We start from the raw sequence: 23,546 nt of genomic DNA on the forward strand, positions 1-23,546 counted from the left end.
ATAAAAAAGATAGAAATGTGGTAGGGTATCTTATCCCTGAGTTGTTCTATATATGAAAATTGCTATGAAATTTTCAACAAACATGAGTGGTATACTCATATGTTTAGGTTGGTTTTGATTTTATTAAAAGCCCCGGAGTGGTTCCCGGGGCTTTTGTTTTAACTAACCTAACTAACTCTGAATGTTTAATTGGTACAGGCGTCCGGAATATCTCTGGTCACTATTTCTTTTGAAATTAAATGACTAATTACGGTAGTGCCTCTAAGTGTTATATCGATAAAGTCAGAACCAATCTCATTTATTACACCTGAAAAACCATTAAAGTTGAATTGTGACATAATTTCTAATCCACTTAAAGCAGTCCCATTTTGATAATCCCCACGAATACGATATTCTTGGACATAGGGTACACGGATGTTTTCGTACTCTTGATAAATATCCGCTGCAGCGGTTCCTCTACCAGCCGGAACAGTAATGGTTCTTTTAGATGAAAGCTCTAAAGTTTCTGAAGTGCTGGTCTCTGCAGTTTCTGTTCGGGTTTCTGTTGTGGTATGCCCAACACTTAAACCTGCCGTTACAGAGGCTGTCGTTGAATTGGAGGCTCCAAAAAATTGTGTATTCACGCTAGTTTCTACCGTAGAAGAAATTGTTGTGGACAAACTCGCTTCCACGGAAGTCGCCACCTGAATGGATTCAGACCATGAGTAGGTGTCCGTTCTGGTCAAAGTTTTTACTACCCCAACTTCATCGGTCAATGGGCCGCTACTACAATTTTTAAGAGCTGTATTATAAGCAGCGATAGTTTTTGATGGAGGAAGTATTGGGGCTAGAAAACTAGTGTTACGTGATTCGAAGTTCCAGTCAATTTCAAAATTTAAAATTCTAAAATGTGAGGGAGTTTCCACAGTTTGGGAAGTTATGGACGCCAAACTTGCCGAAGCAATTAAAGGGATATTCGTGGTCTGCGGAATGATAAAAAATTTGCCCGTGTCCATTTTTTGAATCTTAAATTGATAGTTGGTCCGTGAAGCAGCATCTGGAGTGTTGCCACCATTTGTGGTATAGTTCGCCTCAGATTGCACGTTTAATCTATTGTTGGCATCCATGTACAGATAATGTTTTTTACTTCCGTTGGGGTTAAAAATATTGAAGATATTATTTTCAGCATCTACAGTTTCAAATCTAAATTTGGTAAACGGAATAGTCTGTTGTGTATCGTTTATATAGTCCAAATCTGAAGCTCTACGCACCCTAACTTCAGTATCAAGATCAGTTGTGGATGTGCGCAAAGTTGCTGAGGGAGCTCCAAAAACCGAAGTAATGCTGGCATCTAAAATTTGCAGGTAATAATCTACTTCTGGGTTTAAAACTATGGGGTTGATATCGATTTTGGTCGGGTCGTCTACCTCAGTTTCCGAAGGACTGGATGTGAAAGACTTTTTAGTGCTGGTAAATACAGCTAGGACTTCACCAAGAGCATTTTCAACAGTGATACTCATGGCCACACCATCTTCAAGCTCATTCCTTTCCGTTTCTGATAGGTCTTTATTTTCAAATGAAAAGCTTGCTAAAAAGGTATCCTGACCTATGTTGGCATCATAATCACCTGCTTTTTCTCCTTCGGATATGGTAATAATAGCCTTAGTTGGAGCGTATCCCTTTCGTTTTAAACTTCGTGCACTAATGCTAAGGCCCAATTGCCCCTCATCTACTTCATATTCATTGGTGTCAACATTGGACTGGGTAGTTTCCAATTCCGAATTGGGTCCAGGTGGCATGGTTGTCCCAGGGTCATCTTTGCTGCATGCTACGACCGTAATAAGCAGGAGTAGTGTAAAAATTCGATTGAATACTAGATTTGTTGTTTTCATCACTTTTTGTTTTGCGGGTTAAACTTGATTGTTGTTTTGTGTGACCTGCCCGGGAAACGGTCTGCAGCCCTTAGCCGAGCAAGACCACAAAACGGTTGTCAACTTAATGACACTACAAACCTAAAGTGCTGATTTTGAGGAATGAAAAAACTTAGGTGGACAACAGGTGGACACCTTAAACATATGTATGGGACAATTGGTGGACAGGCTTGAGAACGCTTGTTTTTAAAGGGATAACACTAAATCTTGTAAAGAGTCTTCCGTAGTAATATCCAACTTTTTGCGGAGTCGATAACGGGCTTTTTTGATGCCTTCTTGGGATATGTTCAAGATATTGGCAATCTCTTTTGAGGACAGATTCATCTTTAAAAGAGCCAGTAAACGGAGTTCGTTTGAAGTTACTTCCGGGTATTTTGATTTTACATTACTGTTGAAGTCTTTATGAACTTCTTCAAAGTAGCGGGCAAAATTTTCCCAATTGTTATCGTCCTGCAAATCAAAATTGATGGTTCTGATAAGTTGTTGATATCCCTTTTTGGACTCCTCATTTTCTTTGAGTTCTTGGGCCTTTTGTTTTAAACTTTCCAAGACTTCGTTCTTTTTGGCTAAATGCAAAGCATGCGTAGTGAGTTCTTTCTTTTTAAAGGCGAGTTCGGCATCAACTTTCTCTTTTTCGAGTTTGTTGCGTTTTAGTTTTTGGCGGATTCCATAAAATCCAATCAGAGATAATACCAGTAAACCACCCAGGAGTATTTTTTGAAGGGTGCTGATTTCAGCTTGTTGTTCCAACACGGTAATTTCTTTTTCTTGAAGAGCGATTTGCTGTTCCTTTTTTTCAGTTTCGTACTGTGTTTTAAGTTCCTCGATTTGCTTGAATTTACTTGAATTAAATATGGAATCTTTCAACTCTTCAAATTTTTTTCTATTCTTAAGAGCCTTTTCATACAAACCCATTTTTTCTTGAATCCTAGATCTATTGTAGAAAGCATCCTTTAAATAAACCAAGGACCCAACGGAATCGGCTAAATGAATAGACCTAGCATTAAACTCCAGGGCTTTTGTATACTCTTTTTTGCCTCGATATGCATTTGTGATATCATTATAACCGATTATTTCATTATTGACAGATCCTCTTTTTTTTGCAGTATTGATTGAGTTGAAAAAATATTCCAGAGCCTTATCATATTCTTTCTGTTCCATGAAAACTGCGCCAATGTTCCCCAAGTTGGCGGCAACATAATCATCCCTGTTCATGGCGTAGCTAACCTCTAAACTATTATGATAGTTTTCTAAGGATTTATCATACTCTTTCAAATGAAAGAAAAGTGAACCTATCTCCATGTAAACATTTGCCTGCCATCGTTTATCATCTTGTTCTTTAAAGATTTCCAAGCTTTCGGAAAGTGGTTGAAGGACATCATCATAGTTACCTCGAAGAAGTTCAATTCTACCGTACTTCGCTTTTAATATCCCTGATTTCATCGGTTTTGGAATACTTAAAGTATCCAAAGCTCTCAGCGAAAACAATAAATTTTCAACTGCTTTCTTGTAGTTGCCTTGATCAACATAAGTGGTTGATTTCTGAGAAAAAGCATCGGAAATCAACTCTCCGTTTTCCAAGTTTTTCGCTATTTGTATGGTTTCATCGCAGAGGCTTAAGGCCTTCTCGAAGCTTCCTTCAAGATTTTCCAACCTAGTCCAATTTAAGAGAATTTCATATTGATTTTTTAAATCATTTAACTCTTCATAAATAGCTTTTGCTAGCTTGGAATAATAGGTGGTAGAGTCAAGATTTCTACTGGCCCCAAAGTATTTGGCTATGTTTCGGTAAGCATTGGCCTTTCCTTTTGTATAATCTATTTTTTTGGATAAGTCCAATTGTTCTTTTGCATAACCTATTGCTTTCTCTGAAGTTTCTCGGCTGAATTCAACTTTAAAAAGCTCGTCTAAAGTCTTTACTTTTTCAATACCAGCGGTTTGGGAATGGTATACTTTTAAGATACTATCTAATTTCTGTTTTTCCTGCCCAAGAGCAAATAGAGAAAAACCAAGAAATATAAAAAGGAGGGAGATTGAGGTTTTCATGAAGGTTGGATTACCAACTAAAAATAGGGATTTTAAACCAAGCTTTTGAAAAAGAGGTGTTTATAAAAAGCCCCGAGGTGATTCCGGGGCTTTTGTTTTAAAATGGTTGTTTACATATTAAAGGGGCCAATAAACTCATCATTGTCAATATCAAAGAAAACGTATTGCGTGCCTGCCTCATCAAAAAGTGCTAATAGTGTTCTGGTTTCCGCAGCGGGAAGGTCTACGCGCATTGCAGCGCCTATACTTTCAAATGGTATTTCAAAGGAGTCTCCACTTGTTTTGATCTGAAAATCCTTTATTGATCTTGCAGGTTTAAAAACACCACCTTCGCGTATGCTGTATTGGGTTCCATCTTCATTAAATACGCACAGCAAACTTTGACGACCACCAAAAGAGACGTCCATTGCCGCTCCTATAGCATCAAAAGTCAACCCCGATCCCAAGGCACTAATATCCTGAACACCCAAGAATACACCCCTTCCGTTAGAGGAGTTTATAAGATAGGCAGAGTACATATCTCCCGAAGGGTTAAAAAAGTAAATTCCATCACTGACACCTACACTTTGGGGTCTAAAAGCAGCAGCTCCAATTCCATTGAAAGGGTAGCTCTCCGCTGGTGGCCCTATCGCTCCGAGTCCAAATTCTAGTGACGTATCTCCCTTATTATTTATATGTATAAAAAAGTTATTTGAATCAAATAGAAGGTTGGATGGGTTAGAGACAGCTGCACCCCATGTTTGGGTGTTAATGCCCCCGTAAAGGGCAGCTTTAACACTGCTTCTTAGATTAGTATATATGGGTAGCCCTTCGCTAATGTTTTCGCATGTCACAACATCATAGCTAGTGGCTAAGGTTGTGCCCACAATTATATCTGGACGTTCGACACTTCTTACCACATAGGACAGAGGTAGACCTGATCTAATGTCTGTACTTTCATCAAGCCTTTTTACTATGTCTGAGATATTGGATTCACCTGCTAAACGGGCAGAACTGGTTCCTCCATAGGCGATTACCTTTATTTTAACATCTGATAGTTCGTTAAATGCATTGACGTCTACTTGCGCTGAAGCATTATCTTCAAAGGCCCCGTATGCAAGATCCAGTTTGGTATCCATTTCCTCTCGACTTGACGTGGATTCTACAAGCATATAAAAAATCCTACCATAAGTGACCGATGATATAAATGTTGCGGGGTTGTCTTCTTGAACATATATAGCCAGCTGTTCCGGTGTAACCGTCTCATCAAAAAATTCTTCAAGGCTTGTGGGCAGGTCAAAAATCATCGTATAAAAAGATTGTTGGAGCTTTACCAAAGTTCGGTTATACTGCTTGTCAGTGCTGAATGACATATCTGCCGATACTCTGGTAGTAAAAGTATTTACATCAAGCCCCATTTCAATGGCCAATTGACTTTCAGACTCTACTTGTTCTATATCCAAAACGAAACTATCAGGTACCAGACCAGTTCCATCGCCAATGATTGCGTTCATGGCTTCTTGAATTGTACTTCTTTTTACTTCGTCCACCGTAAAGCTGGATTCTATTCGGTTACTTTCATCTCCGTCCCCAATATTCAGATTATAGGAGATGGTTCCACCACCTCTTTTGACTACAATTGGTGAAGGAGTTGCATTGGAGACGGTCTTTCCCTGTAAAAGGTTACCGGGATATATAACCTCGGCATTTGTATTAAATAATGGAAATTCAGGGTTTCCATCAAGAATACTGATTGTCTTTCTGCTACATACAAAGAAGTCGTTGATTATGTTGCCTTCGCTATCCGTATATTGATACGTTTCATTTTCAGTCCCATGGTCTTCAATTACTTCTTCGGTGGGTCCTTCCGGATAAGGTGCGGGTTCGTTACCTAGTGCTATAACTTCGGCAAAAGTTAGAACTTCTGGCTCTGGGTTTTCACCCGGAGTGTTATCATCCTTACTACAAGCAACGGAAGCTAGTAGAAGTAGCACAATTAAAACCTTGTTCAATTCTTTACATGTTGTTTTCATCACGTTTTGGTTTTGTGGGTTAAACTTGATTGTTTTGTGTGACCCGCTCGGGAAAATGGTCTGCAGCCCTTAGCCGAGCAAGACCACAAAACGGTTATCAGGATTCATATAGAATTCCGATGATAGGACAAACATAGAATAGCGATTTTGGTCTTAAAAATTTAGAGGGGGTACAAAGGGGGTACGTGCCATAAGACCAATAAAAATAGGAGTTTTGAGAGTTTTTGTGAAGGATTTTAAATTGCTAAAACAGCATTTTCCAGTGAATCTTCAGATGCAAGATTCATCTTTTTTCGAAGACGTTGCCGTGCTTTTTTGATACCATCAGTAGAGATATTTAGAATGGTGGCAATCTCTTTGGAGGACATGTTCATCTTTAACAAAGCCATAAAGCGAAGTTCGTTTTTGGTAACATCTGGATATTTGGATTTCGCATTGGAGGCAAAGTCTTTATGGACCTGCTCAAAGTATTGGGTAAAGTTTTCCCAATTTTTGTCATCCTGTTGATCAAAGTTGATAGTCTGTACCAATTGTTGATAGCTTTGCTTGTTTTCGCTGATTTTTAACTCCTTGACCTTTTGTTTTATATGTTCTAAAACTTCGTTCTTTTTTGCCAAATGCAATGCATGCGTTGTGAGTTCTTTCTTTTTAAACGTAAGCTCGGTATCTAACTTTTCTTTTTCCAGTTTGTTGCGTTTCATTTTTTGGCGCAGTGCATAGTAGCCAAGCCCAAAAATTAAGAACGACAATCCTAGACAGACTCCCAGGAGTAATTTTTGTAGATTGTTTATTTCTGCCTTTTGTTCTAAAAGTGCAATTTCTTGCTCCTTTTTTTCAGTTTCATAGATGGTTTTTAGCTCTAAAGTAGCCTTTTCGCGACTGAGGGTAAAGATGGAGTCGCTAATTGCTTTGTTTCTCTTGAAATAGGTTAAAGCTTCTTCATGTTTTTGTAAAGCTTCTAGTGCAACTGATTTTTCTAAATATACCTTGTTTAAAACCTCAGGGTCTTTAATTGTCTTAGCTATTTCAATACTTGAATCAAAAAAACCTATTGCTTTTGAAGCTTCCTTCTTCTCTAAGTAACAACGTCCTAAATAAAATAGAGCATTGGCTTCATTGTTTGGGGAGCCAATCTTTTCCCATATTTCCAAACTCGATTCAAGATTGTCAACAGCTGAGTGATAATTTCCAGTGACATATCCAAGTACTCCCTTATTGTAATAAGTTCTTGCAATATTGGATGTATATTCCAATTTTTTTGAAAGGGTCAGGGCATCCTCTATATCTTTTCTAGCAGATTCAAATAACGATAACTTGATTTTTGAATCTGCCATATAATTTAATGCTTGAGCAATACTTTGATCGCTATCCACTCTTTTATAATACGCAATACTTTCGTTAAAAATGTCGACTGCTTTTTTGTTTTCACCTGTTCCCTGATAGATTATTCCAATTTGTAATAAATCTTCTGCTATTCTAAAATCATCGTTAATTTCCTTGTGCATTTTGAGGGCATTGTAGGTTTCTTTCAATGCTATATTGAAGAAACCATCGGTAATGCCAATTTTACCTTTCAGTAAAAATGCGTTACCTAAGTGGAGCGTATCACCAAAGCTTTTAAATATTGGGATATTTAAATCCATTATAGCCTTTGCACTTTCGGCATTTCCTTGGTAGTGATCAAGGATTCCAATATTGTGTCGAATGACCGCACCTCTCAGGGTGTCCCCCATAAAGAAGGATTTGTCCACAGAACTTACAAGGTAATGCCTAGCTGAATCTATTTCTCCAAGCCTATAATAATAATTTGCTTTTTGAGCATAAAGTTTGGCAACTCCTTTATCGTTATTTGATTTCTTGTAAATAGCGGCAGCCTTTTCTATGTATCCAATCGTTGCTGTTTGGCTATTGTACATAGTAAGATTGGATAGCTCCAAATAATTCCTTGCCTTTATGGTGTCAATTGTTGTTTCGTTTATGACCTCAAGGATACTGTCAATTTTTTCTTGATTTTCCTGAGCGTTAAGATTGGAAAAAAGGAAAATGCCTAAAAGCAAGCATAATTTGAATAGGGTTTTCATTGAGGTTGATTTTACCTCCTTAAAAATAGCCAATAAAAAATAACAGATTGAAAGCGAAATGTTTAACCAAAAAGTTCTTTGAAATATGCTTTGACTTCAAACAAGGTTGCCTCTGCCATGGTATCAAATCTCAAATCAGCATGACCTATTCGTTCTTCGGGACCAATTCCTACACTATAAAACCCACCGGCTTTGGCAGCATCCACACCACTTTCGGCATCCTCGAAAACAATACACTCATCGGGTTGAAGGCCCATTTTTTCCGAACCGTATAGAAAAATATCTGGCTCGGGCTTACTTTTGGAAACACTATTTCCATCCCCGATAACATCAAAATAGGCCGTTGCATTCAATTGTTGCAGCACTTTTATTGCATTTTTACTGGCACTGCCCAAAGCAACGCTAAACCCTTCTGTCCGTAAGTGGGTCAAAAGTTCTTTGGCCCCTGGCAAATAGTCTTCTGGAGTCATAGTTTCCAGACTTGCCACATAGATTTCATTTTTCTTAGCTGCAAGTTCAATAATTATTGCTTCATCCAATGAAGCATTGTTATGGTCCATGATGACTTGTATGGAATCCATTCTAGATATACCTCGGAGCTTGTTATTGACTGTATGGTCAAAAGCCCAGCCCATTTCGTCGGACAATTTTTTCCAGGCATCATAATGCGATGCTGCGGTGTCTGTAATTACACCATCCAAATCAAAGATGAATCCCTTTATCATAGCTAACCATATTTTGGACCGCAAAGAAATGATGAAAAATGTTAAGAAAAAAACTACTTAGCATTATATTCTTATCATTTGGGTTACGAAATGGAGCGAAAATGAGTACGGGAATGGAATGTTGATAAATCCTTAAATAAGTTGTGTAAATATCCTCAGAAAGATACTTTTCCAACAGTTGCAAATTGCTATTTTTGCCCATGCAAAACAACGTACTTATCCTAGACTTCGGTTCCCAGTACACCCAGTTGATTGCACGACGCGTAAGGGAACTCAATATTTACTCAGAAATTAAACCCTATAACAACCCTCCAGAGGATTTATCGTCCTATAAGGCAGTGATTTTATCCGGTTCGCCCTTTTCCGTGCGTGCGGAGGATGCTCCACACCCGGATCTTTCGGAAATAAAAGGCAAAAAACCTTTGCTAGGTATTTGTTATGGAGCACAATATTTGTCTCATTTTAATGGTGGGAGTGTTGCTCCTTCCGCAACCCGAGAGTACGGACGTGCCAATTTATCTTATGCAAAGGATGGCGAAGTTTTTTTGGATGGTTTGTCCGAAGGAAGTCAAGTATGGATGAGTCACAGTGATACCATAAAACAATTGCCAGAAGGTGCAGTGCATTTGGCCAGCACTCACGATGTTGAAAACGCGGCTTTTCGTATCGATGGAGAGCAGACGTATGGCATTCAATTCCATCCAGAAGTATACCATACCAAAGACGGGAAACAATTGCTAGAAAACTTTTTGGTGAAAATTGCAGGATTGAACCAAGATTGGACTCCGGATGCCTTCATAGAAACAACAGTTACAGAACTCAAAAAACAAATTGAGGATGAAAAGGTAATTCTCGGACTTTCCGGTGGGGTAGACTCCAGTGTGGCAGCGATGTTATTGCACAAGGCCATCGGCCCTCATTTACATTGCATATTTGTGAACAACGGATTACTACGCAAGAATGAATACGATAGCGTTCTTGACCAGTATCAGCATATGGGTTTGAATGTAAAGGGAGTGGATGCTTCGGCACGCTTTTTGGAAGCCCTGAAGGGAGAATCGGACCCGGAAACAAAACGGAAGATTATAGGAAGGGTTTTTATTGAAGTTTTTGATGATGAGTCTCATAAGGTTGAAAACGCCAAATGGTTGGCGCAAGGCACCATTTATCCGGACAGAATTGAGTCGGTTTCGGCAAGTGGAGGACCATCCGCAGTCATAAAAAGCCATCATAATGTGGGAGGCTTACCAGATTATATGAAACTGAAAATTGTAGAGCCCTTACAACTTTTGTTCAAGGATGAGGTGAGACGGGTTGGTAAAAACTTAGGTATGGATGCAAACATATTGGGCAGACACCCATTTCCGGGTCCTGGTCTTGGAATTCGTATTTTAGGTGACATTACTGCGGAAAAGGTGTCTATTTTACAGGACGTCGATGCTATTTTTATTGATGGATTGAAAAAATGGGGACTTTATGATAAGGTTTGGCAGGCCGGAGCCATGCTTTTGCCCGTAAATAGTGTAGGGGTTATGGGTGATGAACGTACCTACGAAAAATGTGTAGCACTGAGGGCAGTAGAAAGTACAGATGGGATGACAGCGGATTGGGTGAATTTACCCTACGAATTTTTACAAAAAACCTCTAATGATATAATAAATAAGGTCAAAGGCGTTAATAGAGTAGTGTATGACATTAGTTCTAAGCCACCTGCAACTATAGAATGGGAATGAAAAAAAGTATTTTAGCACTCGGTTTGGTTGTTTTTTTAATGGCAACAGTTGATGTTTTGGCCCAAAACAAGACTACCCATGTGGTCAAAGAAGGAGAGACTCTTCAAAGCATCTCACGTCAATATCGAGTTACCCCTTATACTATTTTACAATCCAATAGTGAAATCAAGACAGCAAACGATGTCAAGGTAAATACCATTTTGATTATCCCACTGGATGGCTCAGTGGTAAAACAAGAAGAAAAACCCATACAAGAAGAAATACAAGAAGAGGATAAGCCGACAGGTTTTAGCAGACATCGGGTAAGAAAAAGGGAAACACTTTTTGGGCTGACCCAGAAGTACAAAATCACTGAGGAACAACTGAAGCGCTATAACCGCCAATTATATGCAGAGCCTTTAAAAAAAGGAATGGTGCTACAAATTCCAAAGTACCCTGAACGTACCGAGGAAGACGAACGCGAGCTGGATTTTGAAACCTACACCGTACTTCCCAAAGAAACCAGGTGGAGTATCGCCCATAAATACGGGATTACTATAGATAGCATGTTGGTATTGAATCCTGACCTTGAGAAGAATTCCAATTATCTTGCAGTAGGCCAAGAATTAAAATTGCCCAGACCCAAAGGAGATAGTTTGAAGGACCAGCAAGTTGATCTTTATACTTCTTTCACTGTTCCGCCCAAACAAACGCTGTATAGCCTTGGGAAAGAATATGGTATTCCGTCGGATTCCATTGTGAAGCTGAATCCAGAGATTATGGAGCGTGGAGGACTGAAAGAAGGAATGGTACTCCGTCTACCTAAGAAAAGGGATACAACAGGGGAGGTCAATACCGAAAATTTCATCTTTTATGAGGTTAAGCCCAAACAGAATATTTTCAGACTTACCCAAAACCTTAAAGTTTCAAGCCAGGAATTGTATCGATTAAATCCTGATTTGGAAAATGGGCTCAAGGCAGGAATGGTGCTAAAGCTTCCCAAAGCAAATGCTGAGAACCTTGAAGTTAAAAATGCCTTGATACTCGATAAAATAAACCTTATTGACAGTATCAATGTAGAAAACAATCCAAGCTTGGTTTTTATGCTTCCATTTCGATTGGACCGCATAAATATGAACGACAGGAAGAAGACTTCTACCCAGATTAAGACCCGAAGAGACCTTAGTTTAAGTCTTGGTTTTTATTCAGGAGCGATGGTCGCCTTGGATTCAATTAAAAAAATGGGCCTGTCTGTCAATGTAAAAACCTTTGATACTGAACTGAATCAAGCCAAAGTAAAGGAAATATTGTTCAGGGAGAGCTTAATCGGTGTTAATGCCATTATAGGACCCATTTCCGGAACTGCTTTAGACGAGGTTGCTGTTCAAGCAGCCACCAACAATATACCTGTTATCGCACCTGTTGCTTCTGAAAGGCCTCTAAGTCATGGTAATGTATTTTACACGGTGCCCACGGAGACAGTCTTAAGGGATAAGATGTTGTCTTACATGCAAAAAATCCATACAGATCAGAATGTGGTGATTATTGCTGACTCCACACACCAAGTGGCTCATGATTCCATTTTATCGAAATTTCCTTCAGCTCAAATTGCTAAAATCATTGATAATAAATCATTGCATTTGGATGAATTTCTAATCCAACTATCTGAAGATAAAGAAAACTGGGTTTTTGTAGAAACGGATCAGGCGAATATGGTTTCTAGTGTTAGTTCAATTTTGAATTCAGCTATAACCGAGGAAATTTCTGTTCGAATGTTCACCACAAACTATAGTAGCGCTTTTGAAAATGATGCTGTTCAGGTGACCCACCTATCCAAGTTAAGATTTGCGTACCCATCCTTTTACAGGGAATCGGGTAACGATACTTTTATCAGGGCATATAGAAAGCGTTATAAGGGATTAAAGCCTGACCGCTATGCCGTACGTGGTTTTGACGTGACTTTTGATATTTTACTGAAGTTGGCGCACAAGAACAATCTGTTTGAAACTTCCAAGATTATAGGCTTGACGGAATATACAGGGAACAGTTTTGATTACTTCAATGACTGGTCATCTGGATATTACAATAAAGCAGCCTATCTGATGGAATACGATAACCTTCGAATTAAAGAAATAAAATTAAATGACCTCTAAAGTTACCTATACCGGCGAATTAAGAACTACGTGCGAACATCTTAGATCGGGCAATGAGTTTATTACAGATGCTCCTGTTGATAACAATGGTTTGGGACAGGCGTTTTCCCCTACCGATACTGTAGCAACGGGTTTGGCAAGTTGTATGATGACTATGATGGGGATCAAGGCTAGAGATTTAGAAGTGGATTTATCAGGGTCAACTTCGGAAGTGACCAAACATATGGCTGCCAATCCAAGACGTATATCAAAAATTGAGGTCAAAATGGAATTACCATCCAATATATCTGATAAGCACAGAAAGATATTGGAGAATACCGCTAATACTTGTCCAGTGCATTACTCTTTGCACCCGGACGTTGAAAAAGTCATTGAATTTCATTGGATAAGATAACTTTCATAGGATGCTTTTTGCTTTTTGGTTTCTTTGGATTTGCCCAAGAAATTGAGGAAGGTGTTTTATGGAGTGCTGATATGAAGCTTAATTGGACAGATTTCAAAGGAAAAGTTCCTCCAGCATCTGTTCCTGCCGCGACCACGGCGAGCGGCATCAGTTATAGATATTCTGCCAATTTGATTCATCACGAAGTGGAACTGGATTTTGAAGTAAATGCCTTCTTCTATCCAAATGAATCATGGTATAAACCAGAACTTTGCGATGATTTGATTTTAAGTCATGAACGCTTGCATTTTGACATCACCGAATTGTTTGCCCGCAAAATGCGAGATAAACTGAATCGAACTTCCTTTTCGGATAATGTAAAAGCTGAAATCCGCAAGATTTATAAAGAAATACTAACTGAGCTGAAGGAATTCCAAAGTCAATATGACTGGGAAACCAATTTCTCTCGAAATGCAGCCAAGCAGTTAGAGTGGAATAAAAAGATTGCCGAAGCATTGGCAACGGGTTCAGATTAACTTTTATCCAATACCGGTCATTTCATTTAAGATTACATTTTCCACCGCGTCTTCTGTGGCTTTTGTGCACATAGTGACATGTTGACTTTCCATGTGTTTCTGCCATAGCTCACGGCTCTCCCAATTTTCATAAAATAGAAACAAGTTAGGGTTTTCGTTATCCTGATAAAGGTCATAGTCGATACATCCTTCTTCAGCTTTGGTGACATTAATTAATTTTAGAAGCTCACTTTTTACCAATGCGCGATGTTCTTCCTTGGCCAAAATTTGGGCAACGATGGTTAATTTTTGATTGGACATGTTCAAGTCTTTATTTCGATTATTAATTTGGGAGTGTCTACTGATTGGAATCTGAAGCGGGAATTAAACGAGCGGTTAAATCAGGGTCCTTCATATCCTTGTCAAAAGGAAACATAGGTCTTTTAATTCTTTTGTATTCCAATCGTTCCAAATCTTGATCAACACCTCCTGGTGTCAAAGCCATAATCCAATCACCCCGCATATCATAAAGTTCGGGTACTAAGTATCCGATTTTAACTACTACGAGATCAGTGGTCCTCGGGTTTAGGTCGAGCCTTGTGAAATCCATTTCTTGGTGATAGGGCTTTCTCTTTTTTGTGACAATGACGCTAATACTACCGATTTTAACGACCACTTCAGTTTCTGCATGTTTATCGCCATGTACTATTGCGGTAATAGTTCCTGATAATTCAATAGGTGGGGAGTATCGGTTGTCGACTGCTGCGCCTGCTGGGGCTGATATTTTGCCACCAATCCCAATTTCAACTGCTTGCTCAACGAATTTCGGTCCAGGAATTGACGCATAAATTAGAGAAGGACCTTCTTCCGATTGAAATTCTGGTCGCTCCAGTATTTTTTCCAAAGTCCAGGTAACATCTCCAGCACCCCCGGCTGTAGGGTTGTCACCCATATCGCTGATGATGAAAGGTATAGTGTCACTCGCTATGGCCATATCCAGACTCTCTTTTAAAGAAGCAGTCGGAGCTACAAACTCAAATTGGTTTCGGGCTTCCCAAAAATTGGAAGCCAATTGTTCAGCAGCTTGAATTACCTCCTTTTTGTTATCACCCGTCGCCATGACCACAGCATGGTTCCGCGGTTCATCCGCCCAGGCATAACCAATCCAAATGGCGGCATCAATTACCCCTTCCTGTTCCGTTAAAGGTGCTACTTGCCCATACAAACTTTTTCCTGGCTCAATTCGGGTGCTTGTTTTTTCACCTGGTAACAAAATTGGTATTGGAACCCATGCTTTATATGCTGGTTTCCCTTTGCCATTTTCAATTCTGTCCAAAAGATTATCCACGGCTCTTTTTTTAGATTCCAGGGCATCTTCATGAGGGGCCATGCGATAACAGGTAATTAAATCTGAATGTTTTGCCAACCGCTTGGAGACATTTCCATGAAGGTCCATGGAAGTTGAAATAAGGGTTTCATTACCGATTACTTTCCTGATTCTCTCAATAAAATCCCCTTCCGGATCATCAAGCCCCTCTACGCTCATGGCACCATGGATATCTAAGAACAAACCATCAAAAGGAGCATCTTTCTCCAACATTCCAAGGGTTTTTACAACCATGGACTCATAAGCTTTGCGAGTTACAATACCTCCGGGAAGTGACCTTCCTCTTAGCGTTGGAATCCATTCGGCCCGATTCCGATTGAGTGAATCCAAATGGAAAAACGGATACATGTCCAGAATTTTTTCCCCTGTCATGGGATGAAAGGCTTCAATATGCGATTTTGCTGGAGAAAAGGTGCTCGATTCTATGGCAATGCCTGCAATAGCGATTTTAGGAAGCTTATTACTTGGATTGTTAGTGTTACAAGATGCCATAAGCAGCATCAAGAGTGCACATTGCAGAAGTTTTTTCATGGGATTCTTATTATACATCACACCTTGTGAAGGCATCTTTGAGAGCAGCAATTTTATCGTCCCAAGTGGCAATAAATTCCTGAGCTACGTAGCCTATGTATCCGGTTTCTAAGATAGCTTTCATGATGGCTGGATAATACAGCTCTTGGGTTTCATCAATTTCATTTCGGCCAGGGACACCTGCGGTGTGATAATGTCCAAAGTAAGGATGGTAGTTTTGAATACTTCGAATGATATCGCCCTCTTGGATTTGCATGTGGTAAATGTCGAAAAGTAATTTAAAGTTGTCGCTCCCCAAACGTTTACAAAGTTCCACCCCCCAAAGGGAACTATCACACATATAGTCAGGATGGTTCACTTGATTGAACAATTCCATCTGAATTACAACACCGTGCTTTTCTGCCAGTGGCATAATTTTGGAAAGTCCATCCACACAATTTTGAAGTCCAACATAGTCGTTGATTCCTCTTCGATTGCCACTAAAACATATAAGATTGGTATAGCCAGCTTCGGCCACTTGAGGTATAATATTGGTGTAATTTTCAATAAGCTGTGCATGATATTTTGGATCATTCCATCCCTCTGTCAAGCTTATTTCCGCCCCATTGCACATGGAGCAATGGATGTCATATTTTTTAAGTAAAGGCCAATCTTTGGGACCGATTAAATCAATGGCTTTAATTCCCAATCCATTTAATACCTTAAGAAACTCTTCCAAAGGCAAATGATCAAAACACCATTGGCATACACTATGGTTGACATTGTTCTTCAACTTAAAATCTTTGTACAATTGACTTTGTGCTAAGGATGAGCTGGTTACCATACCTGCGGAACCGATGGTGGCCGTGGCAATGAAATTTCTTCTCTTCATGTTGAGGTGTATATCCCTAGAAAGATAGTATTTTAGAAATACAAATGGAAATTCGACCCGATAAAGAAAAATTACTTGAACTGGCACATTATAAAATGCCATTTGGTAAATATAAAGACCGCTATTTGGTCGATTTGCCTTTGGCTTATTTAGTGTGGTTCAGGCAGAAGGGATGGCCAAAGGGAAAACTAGGGGAACACCTTACCACTATTTTGGATATCAAGGATAATGGGCTAGAGCCTTTAATTCGAAAAATCCGAAAAGAATTTCCACGGGAATAATCCAGTTTCCGGTTGCAATTTGTACCTTTACACCCCGTATTGAAATCCCAAATATGTCACAGACAAAGTACATTTTCGTTACGGGCGGAGTTACTTCTTCCTTAGGAAAAGGAATTATAGCAGCTTCTTTGGCCAAATTACTTCAAGCCAGAGGATACCGAACCACCATACAGAAACTAGATCCATATATCAATGTAGATCCCGGAACTTTAAATCCATATGAGCACGGTGAATGCTACGTGACCCATGATGGCGCTGAGACCGATTTGGATTTAGGACATTACGAACGATTCCTTAACGTTAGAACCTCGCAGGCGAACAATGTAACTACAGGTAGAATCTACCAAAGTGTTATTGAAAAGGAACGAAAAGGAGAATTTCTGGGTAAGACGGTACAGGTTGTGCCACATATTACCAATGAAATCAAACAACGAGTCCAGATTTTAGGAAAAAGTGGTGATTATGATATTGTAATCACTGAGATTGGAGGAACCGTAGGTGATATTGAATCACTACCGTACATTGAGGCTGTTAGACAATTGCTTTGGGAATTGGGCGATAATAATGGTATAGTTGTTCACTTGACTTTGGTTCCATTTCTTTCAGCTGCTGGTGAATTGAAAACAAAGCCAACTCAACACTCTGTTAAGACTTTGATGGAGAGTGGAATAAAGGCAGATATTTTGGTATGTCGAACAGAGCATGAAATTTCCGATGATATCAAGAAAAAGCTGGCACTTTTCTGTAATGTAAGACAAGAAGCAGTTATTCAATCCATAGATGCATCCACGATTTATGACGTTCCTGTGTTGATGCAGCAAGAAGGTTTGGACAAGGTGGCCCTTGAAAAGTTGGCCCTTCCAAGCGATTCAGAGCCCAATCTTGAGCAATGGAATCAGTTCTTGAATAAACATAAGAATCCAAAACACCAAGTTACCATTGGTTTAATAGGAAAGTATGTTGAGCTTCAAGATTCCTATAAATCCATTTTAGAATCCTTTATACATGCCGGAGCGGCAAACGAGGTGAAGGTTGAGGTGCGTTCCATTCATTCTGAACATTTATCCGCTGATAACATTGCCCAAAAATTAATGGGTTTGGATGGAGTACTGGTAGCCCCTGGTTTTGGTGAACGCGGTATTGAAGGAAAGATAAAGGCAGTTCAATATGCCCGCGAAAACCATATTCCTTTCTTAGGAATTTGTTTGGGAATGCAAATGGCGGTTATCGAATTTGCAAGAAATGTTTTGGGCTTGGATGGCGCGAATAGTACCGAAATGGACGGAAGCACAACGCATCCTGTAATTTCCTTAATGGAAGAACAGAAATTGGTCACTGACTTGGGAGGCACTATGCGTCTTGGTGCTTGGGATTGTACCCTGAAGGAAGATACTTTGGTCCACGAAGCATACGGAGATACTGAAATTTCGGAACGTCATAGACATCGTTTTGAGTTTAATAACGAATACAAAGACCAAATGGAAGAAGCTGGTTTGGTTGCAACAGGTCTGAATCCGAAAACGGGATTGGTCGAAGTGATAGAGATTCCATCACACCCATGGTTTGTTGGTGTACAATACCACCCAGAATATCGCAGCACTGTGGCTAATCCTCATCCATTGTTTGTTGGTTTTGTAAAGGCAGTTTTAGCGCAAAAACAGCAACAAACTAATGCCAGTTTGGCATAAACTGCGGTTTTGGACATATATTTGCCACCTGAAAAAGCAGATAAAGATTTTCACTAAATAACTTTCATGGAAGAAAAGAAGCTGGATATCAATTCCATTATAGGATTTGTATTGATTTTTGGAATACTAGTTTTTATGTTTTACCAAAATCAACCCACCCCAGAAGAATTGGAGGCCCAAAAGGCTGAACAAGCTAAGATTGAAGCCGAGGCCAAAGCGGCAGAGGTGAAGGTAGAACAGGTAGTTGAAGAAAATAATACACCTACTCCAGTCAATTTGCAAGATTCGGTTGCTGTTGCTGAATATAAAAGTTCAGTTGGGGCATTTGGTTTTACTACGGCATCTGAAGGAACAACAGTATTGGAGAACGAAGTACTCTATCTGGAAGTGGCCAATAAAGGAGGACAGATCGTTGAAGCAAGAATGAAGAATTTTGTCACCTATGACTCTATACCTGTTTATCTTATAAAGGATGCGAATGCTAATTTTGGCATTAATTTTTCAACTTCAGACAATAGGGTCCTCAATACCAAAGAATTGTTTTTTGAACCATCGCTTACCAAGAGTGGTGATAATCAAGTGCTTTCTATGAAAGCAAAAGTCGATAACAATCGTTTTTTGGAGTATCGATATGAAATGAAACCTGATGAGTATTTGGTGGATTTTAATGTTCGTTCACAAGGGTTGAATGGGATTGTCAATTCAAGTCGACCTATTGATTTACAATGGAACTTAAAAGGTATTCGCCATGACAAAAGTGTACAGTATGAAAACCGTTACACAGAGGTCATGTACAATTATGAAGATGGGAAAATAGATTATCTGTCCGCTTCTTCCAGTGAGGATGAAGAAACCGAAACAGATGTGCGTTGGCTTTCATATAAACAGCATTTCTTCACTTCGATTTTGGCAACTAAAAAGAACTTTAAAACCGCCGACCTTCGTTCTGAAAATTTGGTCGAGGAAGAAAATAAGGATATCGCTTTTACCAAGAACTTCGGTGCTTCTATTCCGCTATCACTAGAAGGAGGGGAGTTTTCCGAGAGCCTGAATTGGTATTATGGCCCTACAGATATCAAAGTATTAAGTCAATATGAGGAGTATAAACTGGAGGACACTATATATTTTGGATGGGGAATCTTCGGCTGGATCAATAGATACGTGTTTACACCATTCTATAGTTTCTTGAGTTCCTTCTTACCTTTCGGTATCGCTATTGTTGTAATGACCATTTTGGTTCGATTGGCACTTTCACCTGTTACGTATAAATCATACTTGTCTCAAGCTAAAATGAAAGTTTTAAAGCCAGAGATTACAGAGATTAACGAAAAGTATAAGGACAATGCCATGAAGAAACAGCAGGAGACCATGAAGTTGTATGGTAAAGCTGGGGTGAGTCCAATGAGTGGATGTGTGCCGGCTTTGATGCAGTTACCTATTTTCTATGCGCTCTTTATGTTCTTCCCAACCTCTTTTGCTTTGCGTCAGAAATCGTTTTTATGGGCGGAAGATTTATCATCTTATGATACTATTTTCAATCTTCCATTTTCAATTCCATTTTATGGAGACCATGTAAGTTTATTTCCAATTTTGGCATCTGTAGCCATTTTCTTTTATATGACTTTGACTACAGGACAGACCATGCAGATGCAACAACAGCCTGGTATGCCCAATATGAAATTCATCATGTACCTTTCTCCATTGATGATGTTGTTCTTCTTTAACAACTATGCCAGTGGATTGAGTTTGTATTATTTCATTTCCAATTTGATTACCATCTTTATCATGTTGGCCATCAAAAAATACATTTTGAACGAGGATAAAATTCATGCACAGATTCAAGAGAACAAGAAAAAGCCTAAAAAGGAGAATAAGTTCCAAAAGAAAATGCGTGAGATGATGGAACAAGCCGAGGAACAAAAAAAGACTGGTAGAAGATAAACCTGATTCCTAAAAGACAAAAACTCCCCCATGAAATGTGGGGGAGCTTTCACCATTGATAGGTGTAGTTTGGAAAGATTTGGGACTTCAAATATGCCACATAAATCTGCCCAAAAAAATTAATAGTTGTCAAAGCCCCCTTTTTTGTATGGTAAAGAGACCACTTTTGATGTGACATCGATAAACGGTAAACCCTTATAGATAAAGGAACTCCCTTAATTAATATTAAGGGAGTTGTTTTGTAATATTTGACTTACAAACTCAGTGTTTAATGACACTGATATTTAGTGAAGCGCATCCAATACTTCTTGAGGTAATAGCACTTTGTCGATAATGTGAACTATACCGTTACTTGCCTCGTTATCCGGACCATCGACTTTTGCATCAACATGGGTTTTGTCTCTAATAAATACACCGTGATTGATGATGGCAAAAAGGGATTCTCCTTGAACCGTATGCAGTTCTTGATGGTTGTATAGGTCTCCAGATGCAACTGCTGCACCGGCCACCACATGATACGTAAGGATTTTTGCTAGAAGCGCTTTTTCTTCTACGGTGTCAAAATCTTCCAAGCTATTATATTGGCTTCCAAGCGCGTGGAGCAAATCGATAAAAGCTTGATTTGTTGGAGCGAAAACGGTAAAAGGCCCATCCCCACTTAACACGTCAACCAAGCCAGCATCTGCCTGAATCAAGGCATCAACCAGTAGACTTAAATCATCAACAGATTGCGCCAACTCCACAATGTTTGGAGTAGGAGGGTAAAGGATATCTAGGACTTCCTGAGGCAATAATACTTTATTGATTACATGTACCACACCGTTACTGGCCTCCACATTAGGTAGGACTACTGTTGCATTGTCATCTGTGGCATCTTCTACGTGGACAGTGCCATTTTTGATATTGATTCCAACTGACTCTCCCTGTACTGTTGGAATTTGTTGACCATTGGATAAATCGGTAGAAAAAGCAGCTGTTCCTGCAACGACATGATAGGTAAGTACTTTTATCAATATGTCAATTTCTTCATCTGTATCAAAATCGCTTAAGCTGTGGAAACCTAATACTCCCAATAAATCTTCAAATGCTTTGTTGGTCGGTGCAAAAACGGTAAATGGTCCGTCGCCGCTCAAAGTTTCTACAAGACCTGCATTTGCAGTTTGTAAAGCTTCAACCAATAGACTTAGGTCGTCAGTTTCAATAGCGATTTCTACGATATTCTTTAACTGCAATGAAGCCACAAAGTCTATTGCGGATTGAGGCAATAAGACTTTGTTGATTACATGAACCACTCCATTGCTGGCCCCAACATTTGGAAGAACAACTTTAGCATTGTCATCAGAAGCATCAACGATGTAAACGTGTCCATCTTTTAGGCTGATGCCAACATTGTCACCTTGAACCGTGGCAATGTGTTGTCCATCAGATAAATCCGTTGAGAAAGCAGCTGTTCCTGAAACCACGTGATAGGTCAAGATGTCAACCAAAAGGTCTAATTCTTCTTGTGTATCGAAGTCAGACAGACTGTTGTAGTCATCTCCTAGCACCTCTAAAAGTGCACCAAAAGCTTCGTTGGTTGGTGCAAAAACGGTGAATGGTCCATCACCGCTAAGCGTTTCAACAAGTCCAGCGTTGGCTGCTTGCAATGCTTCAACCAATAAGCTTAGGTCATCAGTCTCAATTGCGATTTCAACAATGGTCTTTAACTGCAATGAAGCCACAAAATCAACAGCAGATTGAGGTAACAAAACTTTGTTGATTACATGCACAACTCCGTTGCTTGCCTTTACATTGGGAAGGACAACTTTTGCATTTTCATCGGAGGCGTCAACGATATGAACATATCCATCCTTTATATTAATTCCAACATTATCACCTTGAACGGTAGCGATGTGTTGTCCATCAGATAAATCCGTTGAGAAGGCGGCTGTACCCGCAACCACATGATAGGTCAAGATATCTACCAAAAGGTCAATTTCCTCTTGAGTATCAAAGTCGGAAAGACTATTATAATCATCTCCCAATGCATCCAATAAAGCTATAAAAGCTTCGTTGGTAGGCGCGAAAACCGTAAATGGACCATCACCGCTAAGTGTTTCAACAAGTCCAGCGTTGGCTGCTTGCAATGCTTCAACCAAGACACTTAGGTCTTCTGTTTCGATGGCTATTTCTACGATGTTCTTTAATTGTAAAGAAGCTACAAAGTCAATAGCTGCTTGTGGCAATAATACCTTGTCAATAGTGTGGGCCACTCCATTTGTTGCCATAATGTCCGTACCAGTAATATTGACGTTGGTATCCGAAGCATCTCCAATAACAAAAGCTCCACTTTCCTCAATAACAGTTATTGAATTATCTGTAAGAGCAGTTCCAACTTCACCAGCTGCCAAATCAGCTTCTAGGACCTGTGCTGGAATAACATGGTACAACAATATACTTTTTAGAAGCTCAATTTCTTCGGCTGTATCAAAATCTTCTAAGCTCATGTAATCATTGCCAAGGGCCATAAGAAGTGCTTCAAATGCATCATCTGTAGGTGCGAAAACAGTGAAAGGTCCATCACTATTTAAAGTATCTACCAAGTCAGCCTTGATTACAGCTGCTTCGAGAAGTGATAAAGCTTCGGTTTGAACAACGATATCTACCAAAGTACCGGGTCCGTTGAGCGCATCGATTATAGCCTGTGGTAATAAAACTTTGTTGATGACATGTACAATGCCATTTGAAGTATTTACATCTGGAAGAACAACTTCAGCATCCATGTCAGTTGCATCATCGATAAAGACACCACCATCCAGATTGATGGTAACTTCTTCACCTTGTACTGTGGCAATAGCCTGTCCATCGGAAAGGTCGGTGGATGCTGCAGCAGTGCCGGCCACTACGTGATATTGAAGAATAGTTGCCAGGATAGCTCTTTCTTCATCCGTATCAAAATCATCCAAAGAGTCAAAACCTTCAAGACTTTCAAGCAAGGCTGTGAAAGCGTCGTTCGTTGGAGCAAAAACAGTGAAAGGACCATTTCCGCTTAAAGTTCCAACCAAATCAGAATTTTCATTTTCGTCCGCTTTGAGTAAGGCGGCTACTAGAGAGCTTAAGGCATCGGTTGCTTGAGCGGTTTCAACAATGTTGCTTTCTGTCTCGGAAGATCTGTTGATTTCTTGGTCATCATCCTTATCACATGCTGTGAATAGTGACAATGAAAATAAAATCATGAGGAGATAACTCCTTAGGTGTAGGGTTGTTTTCATTTCAAAAGTGTTTAAAGGTTATAATTAATTGTTGAGGTAAAGAGGGGCATTTTAGTGCCC

16 protein-coding genes are annotated in these 23,546 nt (G+C 39.5%); 7 read left to right on the forward strand and 9 right to left on the reverse strand.

Annotated features, from left to right (window positions below):
- Positions 1 to 185: 185 nt before the first annotated feature.
- From ACOKFG_RS08845 to pgmB, 5 genes are all read right to left on the reverse strand, one after another.
- Entirely contained in the window at positions 186 to 1,871 is a 1,686-nt protein-coding gene (locus tag ACOKFG_RS08845; protein WP_298793564.1) for a hypothetical protein, read from the reverse strand.
- Positions 1,872 to 2,096: 225 nt separating this feature from the next.
- Entirely contained in the window at positions 2,097 to 3,956 is a 1,860-nt protein-coding gene (locus ACOKFG_RS08850; protein WP_298793565.1) for a tetratricopeptide repeat protein, read from the reverse strand.
- A gap of 110 nt (positions 3,957 to 4,066) precedes the next feature.
- Entirely contained in the window at positions 4,067 to 5,968 is a 1,902-nt protein-coding gene (locus tag ACOKFG_RS08855; RefSeq protein ID WP_299484716.1) for a thiol-activated cytolysin family protein, read from the reverse strand.
- A gap of 236 nt (positions 5,969 to 6,204) precedes the next feature.
- Positions 6,205 to 8,049 (reverse strand): tetratricopeptide repeat protein, encoded by a 1,845-nt coding sequence (locus tag ACOKFG_RS08860; protein ID WP_422861090.1) that lies wholly within the window; start codon positions 8,047 to 8,049, stop codon positions 6,205 to 6,207.
- A 62-nt stretch (positions 8,050 to 8,111) separates the two neighbouring features.
- Complete coding sequence (gene pgmB, locus ACOKFG_RS08865) at positions 8,112 to 8,774, reverse strand: beta-phosphoglucomutase (RefSeq protein WP_422861091.1); 663 nt, start codon at positions 8,772 to 8,774, stop codon at positions 8,112 to 8,114.
- 200 nt (positions 8,775 to 8,974) lie between these two features.
- Here pgmB and guaA point away from each other — a divergent pair, with 200 nt between their 5' ends.
- The 4 genes from guaA to ACOKFG_RS08885 are packed head-to-tail and all read left to right on the forward strand — an operon-like array spanning position 8,975 to position 13,557.
- Positions 8,975 to 10,507: a glutamine-hydrolyzing GMP synthase gene (guaA, locus tag ACOKFG_RS08870; protein ID WP_422861092.1), complete on the forward strand. Its 1,533-nt coding sequence runs from the start codon at positions 8,975 to 8,977 to the stop codon at positions 10,505 to 10,507.
- Positions 10,504 to 12,639: a LysM peptidoglycan-binding domain-containing protein gene (locus ACOKFG_RS08875; protein ID WP_422861093.1), complete on the forward strand. Its 2,136-nt coding sequence runs from the start codon at positions 10,504 to 10,506 to the stop codon at positions 12,637 to 12,639. The genes guaA and ACOKFG_RS08875 overlap by 4 nt, the downstream gene beginning before the upstream one ends.
- Positions 12,629 to 13,033 (forward strand): OsmC family protein, encoded by a 405-nt coding sequence (locus tag ACOKFG_RS08880; RefSeq protein WP_299484724.1) that lies wholly within the window; start codon positions 12,629 to 12,631, stop codon positions 13,031 to 13,033. The genes ACOKFG_RS08875 and ACOKFG_RS08880 overlap by 11 nt, the downstream gene beginning before the upstream one ends.
- Positions 13,021 to 13,557: a DUF922 domain-containing protein gene (locus ACOKFG_RS08885; RefSeq protein ID WP_299484726.1), complete on the forward strand. Its 537-nt coding sequence runs from the start codon at positions 13,021 to 13,023 to the stop codon at positions 13,555 to 13,557. The genes ACOKFG_RS08880 and ACOKFG_RS08885 overlap by 13 nt, the downstream gene beginning before the upstream one ends.
- A gap of 3 nt (positions 13,558 to 13,560) precedes the next feature.
- Here the strand turns inward: ACOKFG_RS08885 and ACOKFG_RS08890 are convergent, their stop codons facing one another.
- Genes ACOKFG_RS08890 through ACOKFG_RS08900 form a run of 3 tightly spaced genes read right to left on the reverse strand, consistent with a single transcriptional unit; the run spans position 13,561 to position 16,325 of the window.
- The gene (locus ACOKFG_RS08890; RefSeq protein ID WP_299484729.1) at positions 13,561 to 13,857 is read right to left on the reverse strand and encodes a putative quinol monooxygenase; all 297 of its coding nucleotides are present in this window, start codon (positions 13,855 to 13,857) and stop codon (positions 13,561 to 13,563) included.
- A gap of 37 nt (positions 13,858 to 13,894) precedes the next feature.
- Complete coding sequence (locus tag ACOKFG_RS08895) at positions 13,895 to 15,454, reverse strand: M81 family metallopeptidase (protein ID WP_299172082.1); 1,560 nt, start codon at positions 15,452 to 15,454, stop codon at positions 13,895 to 13,897.
- Between the two features lie 10 nt (positions 15,455 to 15,464).
- Positions 15,465 to 16,325 (reverse strand): TIM barrel protein, encoded by an 861-nt coding sequence (locus tag ACOKFG_RS08900; protein WP_299172084.1) that lies wholly within the window; start codon positions 16,323 to 16,325, stop codon positions 15,465 to 15,467.
- 44 nt (positions 16,326 to 16,369) lie between these two features.
- Between ACOKFG_RS08900 and ACOKFG_RS08905 the strand changes: the two genes are divergently transcribed.
- From ACOKFG_RS08905 to yidC, 3 genes are all read left to right on the forward strand, one after another.
- The gene (locus tag ACOKFG_RS08905; protein ID WP_298793576.1) at positions 16,370 to 16,606 is read left to right on the forward strand and encodes a DUF3820 family protein; all 237 of its coding nucleotides are present in this window, start codon (positions 16,370 to 16,372) and stop codon (positions 16,604 to 16,606) included.
- Between the two features lie 53 nt (positions 16,607 to 16,659).
- Positions 16,660 to 18,294, forward strand: a complete 1,635-nt coding sequence (locus ACOKFG_RS08910; RefSeq protein ID WP_299172085.1) for a CTP synthase — start codon at positions 16,660 to 16,662, stop codon at positions 18,292 to 18,294.
- A gap of 66 nt (positions 18,295 to 18,360) precedes the next feature.
- On the forward strand, positions 18,361 to 20,235 hold the full coding sequence (yidC, locus tag ACOKFG_RS08915) for a membrane protein insertase YidC (protein WP_299172086.1): 1,875 nt from the start codon (positions 18,361 to 18,363) through the stop codon (positions 20,233 to 20,235).
- 284 nt (positions 20,236 to 20,519) lie between these two features.
- Here yidC and ACOKFG_RS08920 read toward each other — a convergent pair whose 3' ends face one another.
- Positions 20,520 to 23,486: a fasciclin domain-containing protein gene (locus ACOKFG_RS08920; RefSeq protein WP_422861094.1), complete on the reverse strand. Its 2,967-nt coding sequence runs from the start codon at positions 23,484 to 23,486 to the stop codon at positions 20,520 to 20,522.
- Between the last annotated feature and the right edge of the window lie 60 nt (positions 23,487 to 23,546).

Origin of the sequence: Flagellimonas rhodophyticola (assembly GCF_049332665.1) — a bacterium.
GTDB lineage: Bacteria > Bacteroidota > Bacteroidia > Flavobacteriales > Flavobacteriaceae > Flagellimonas.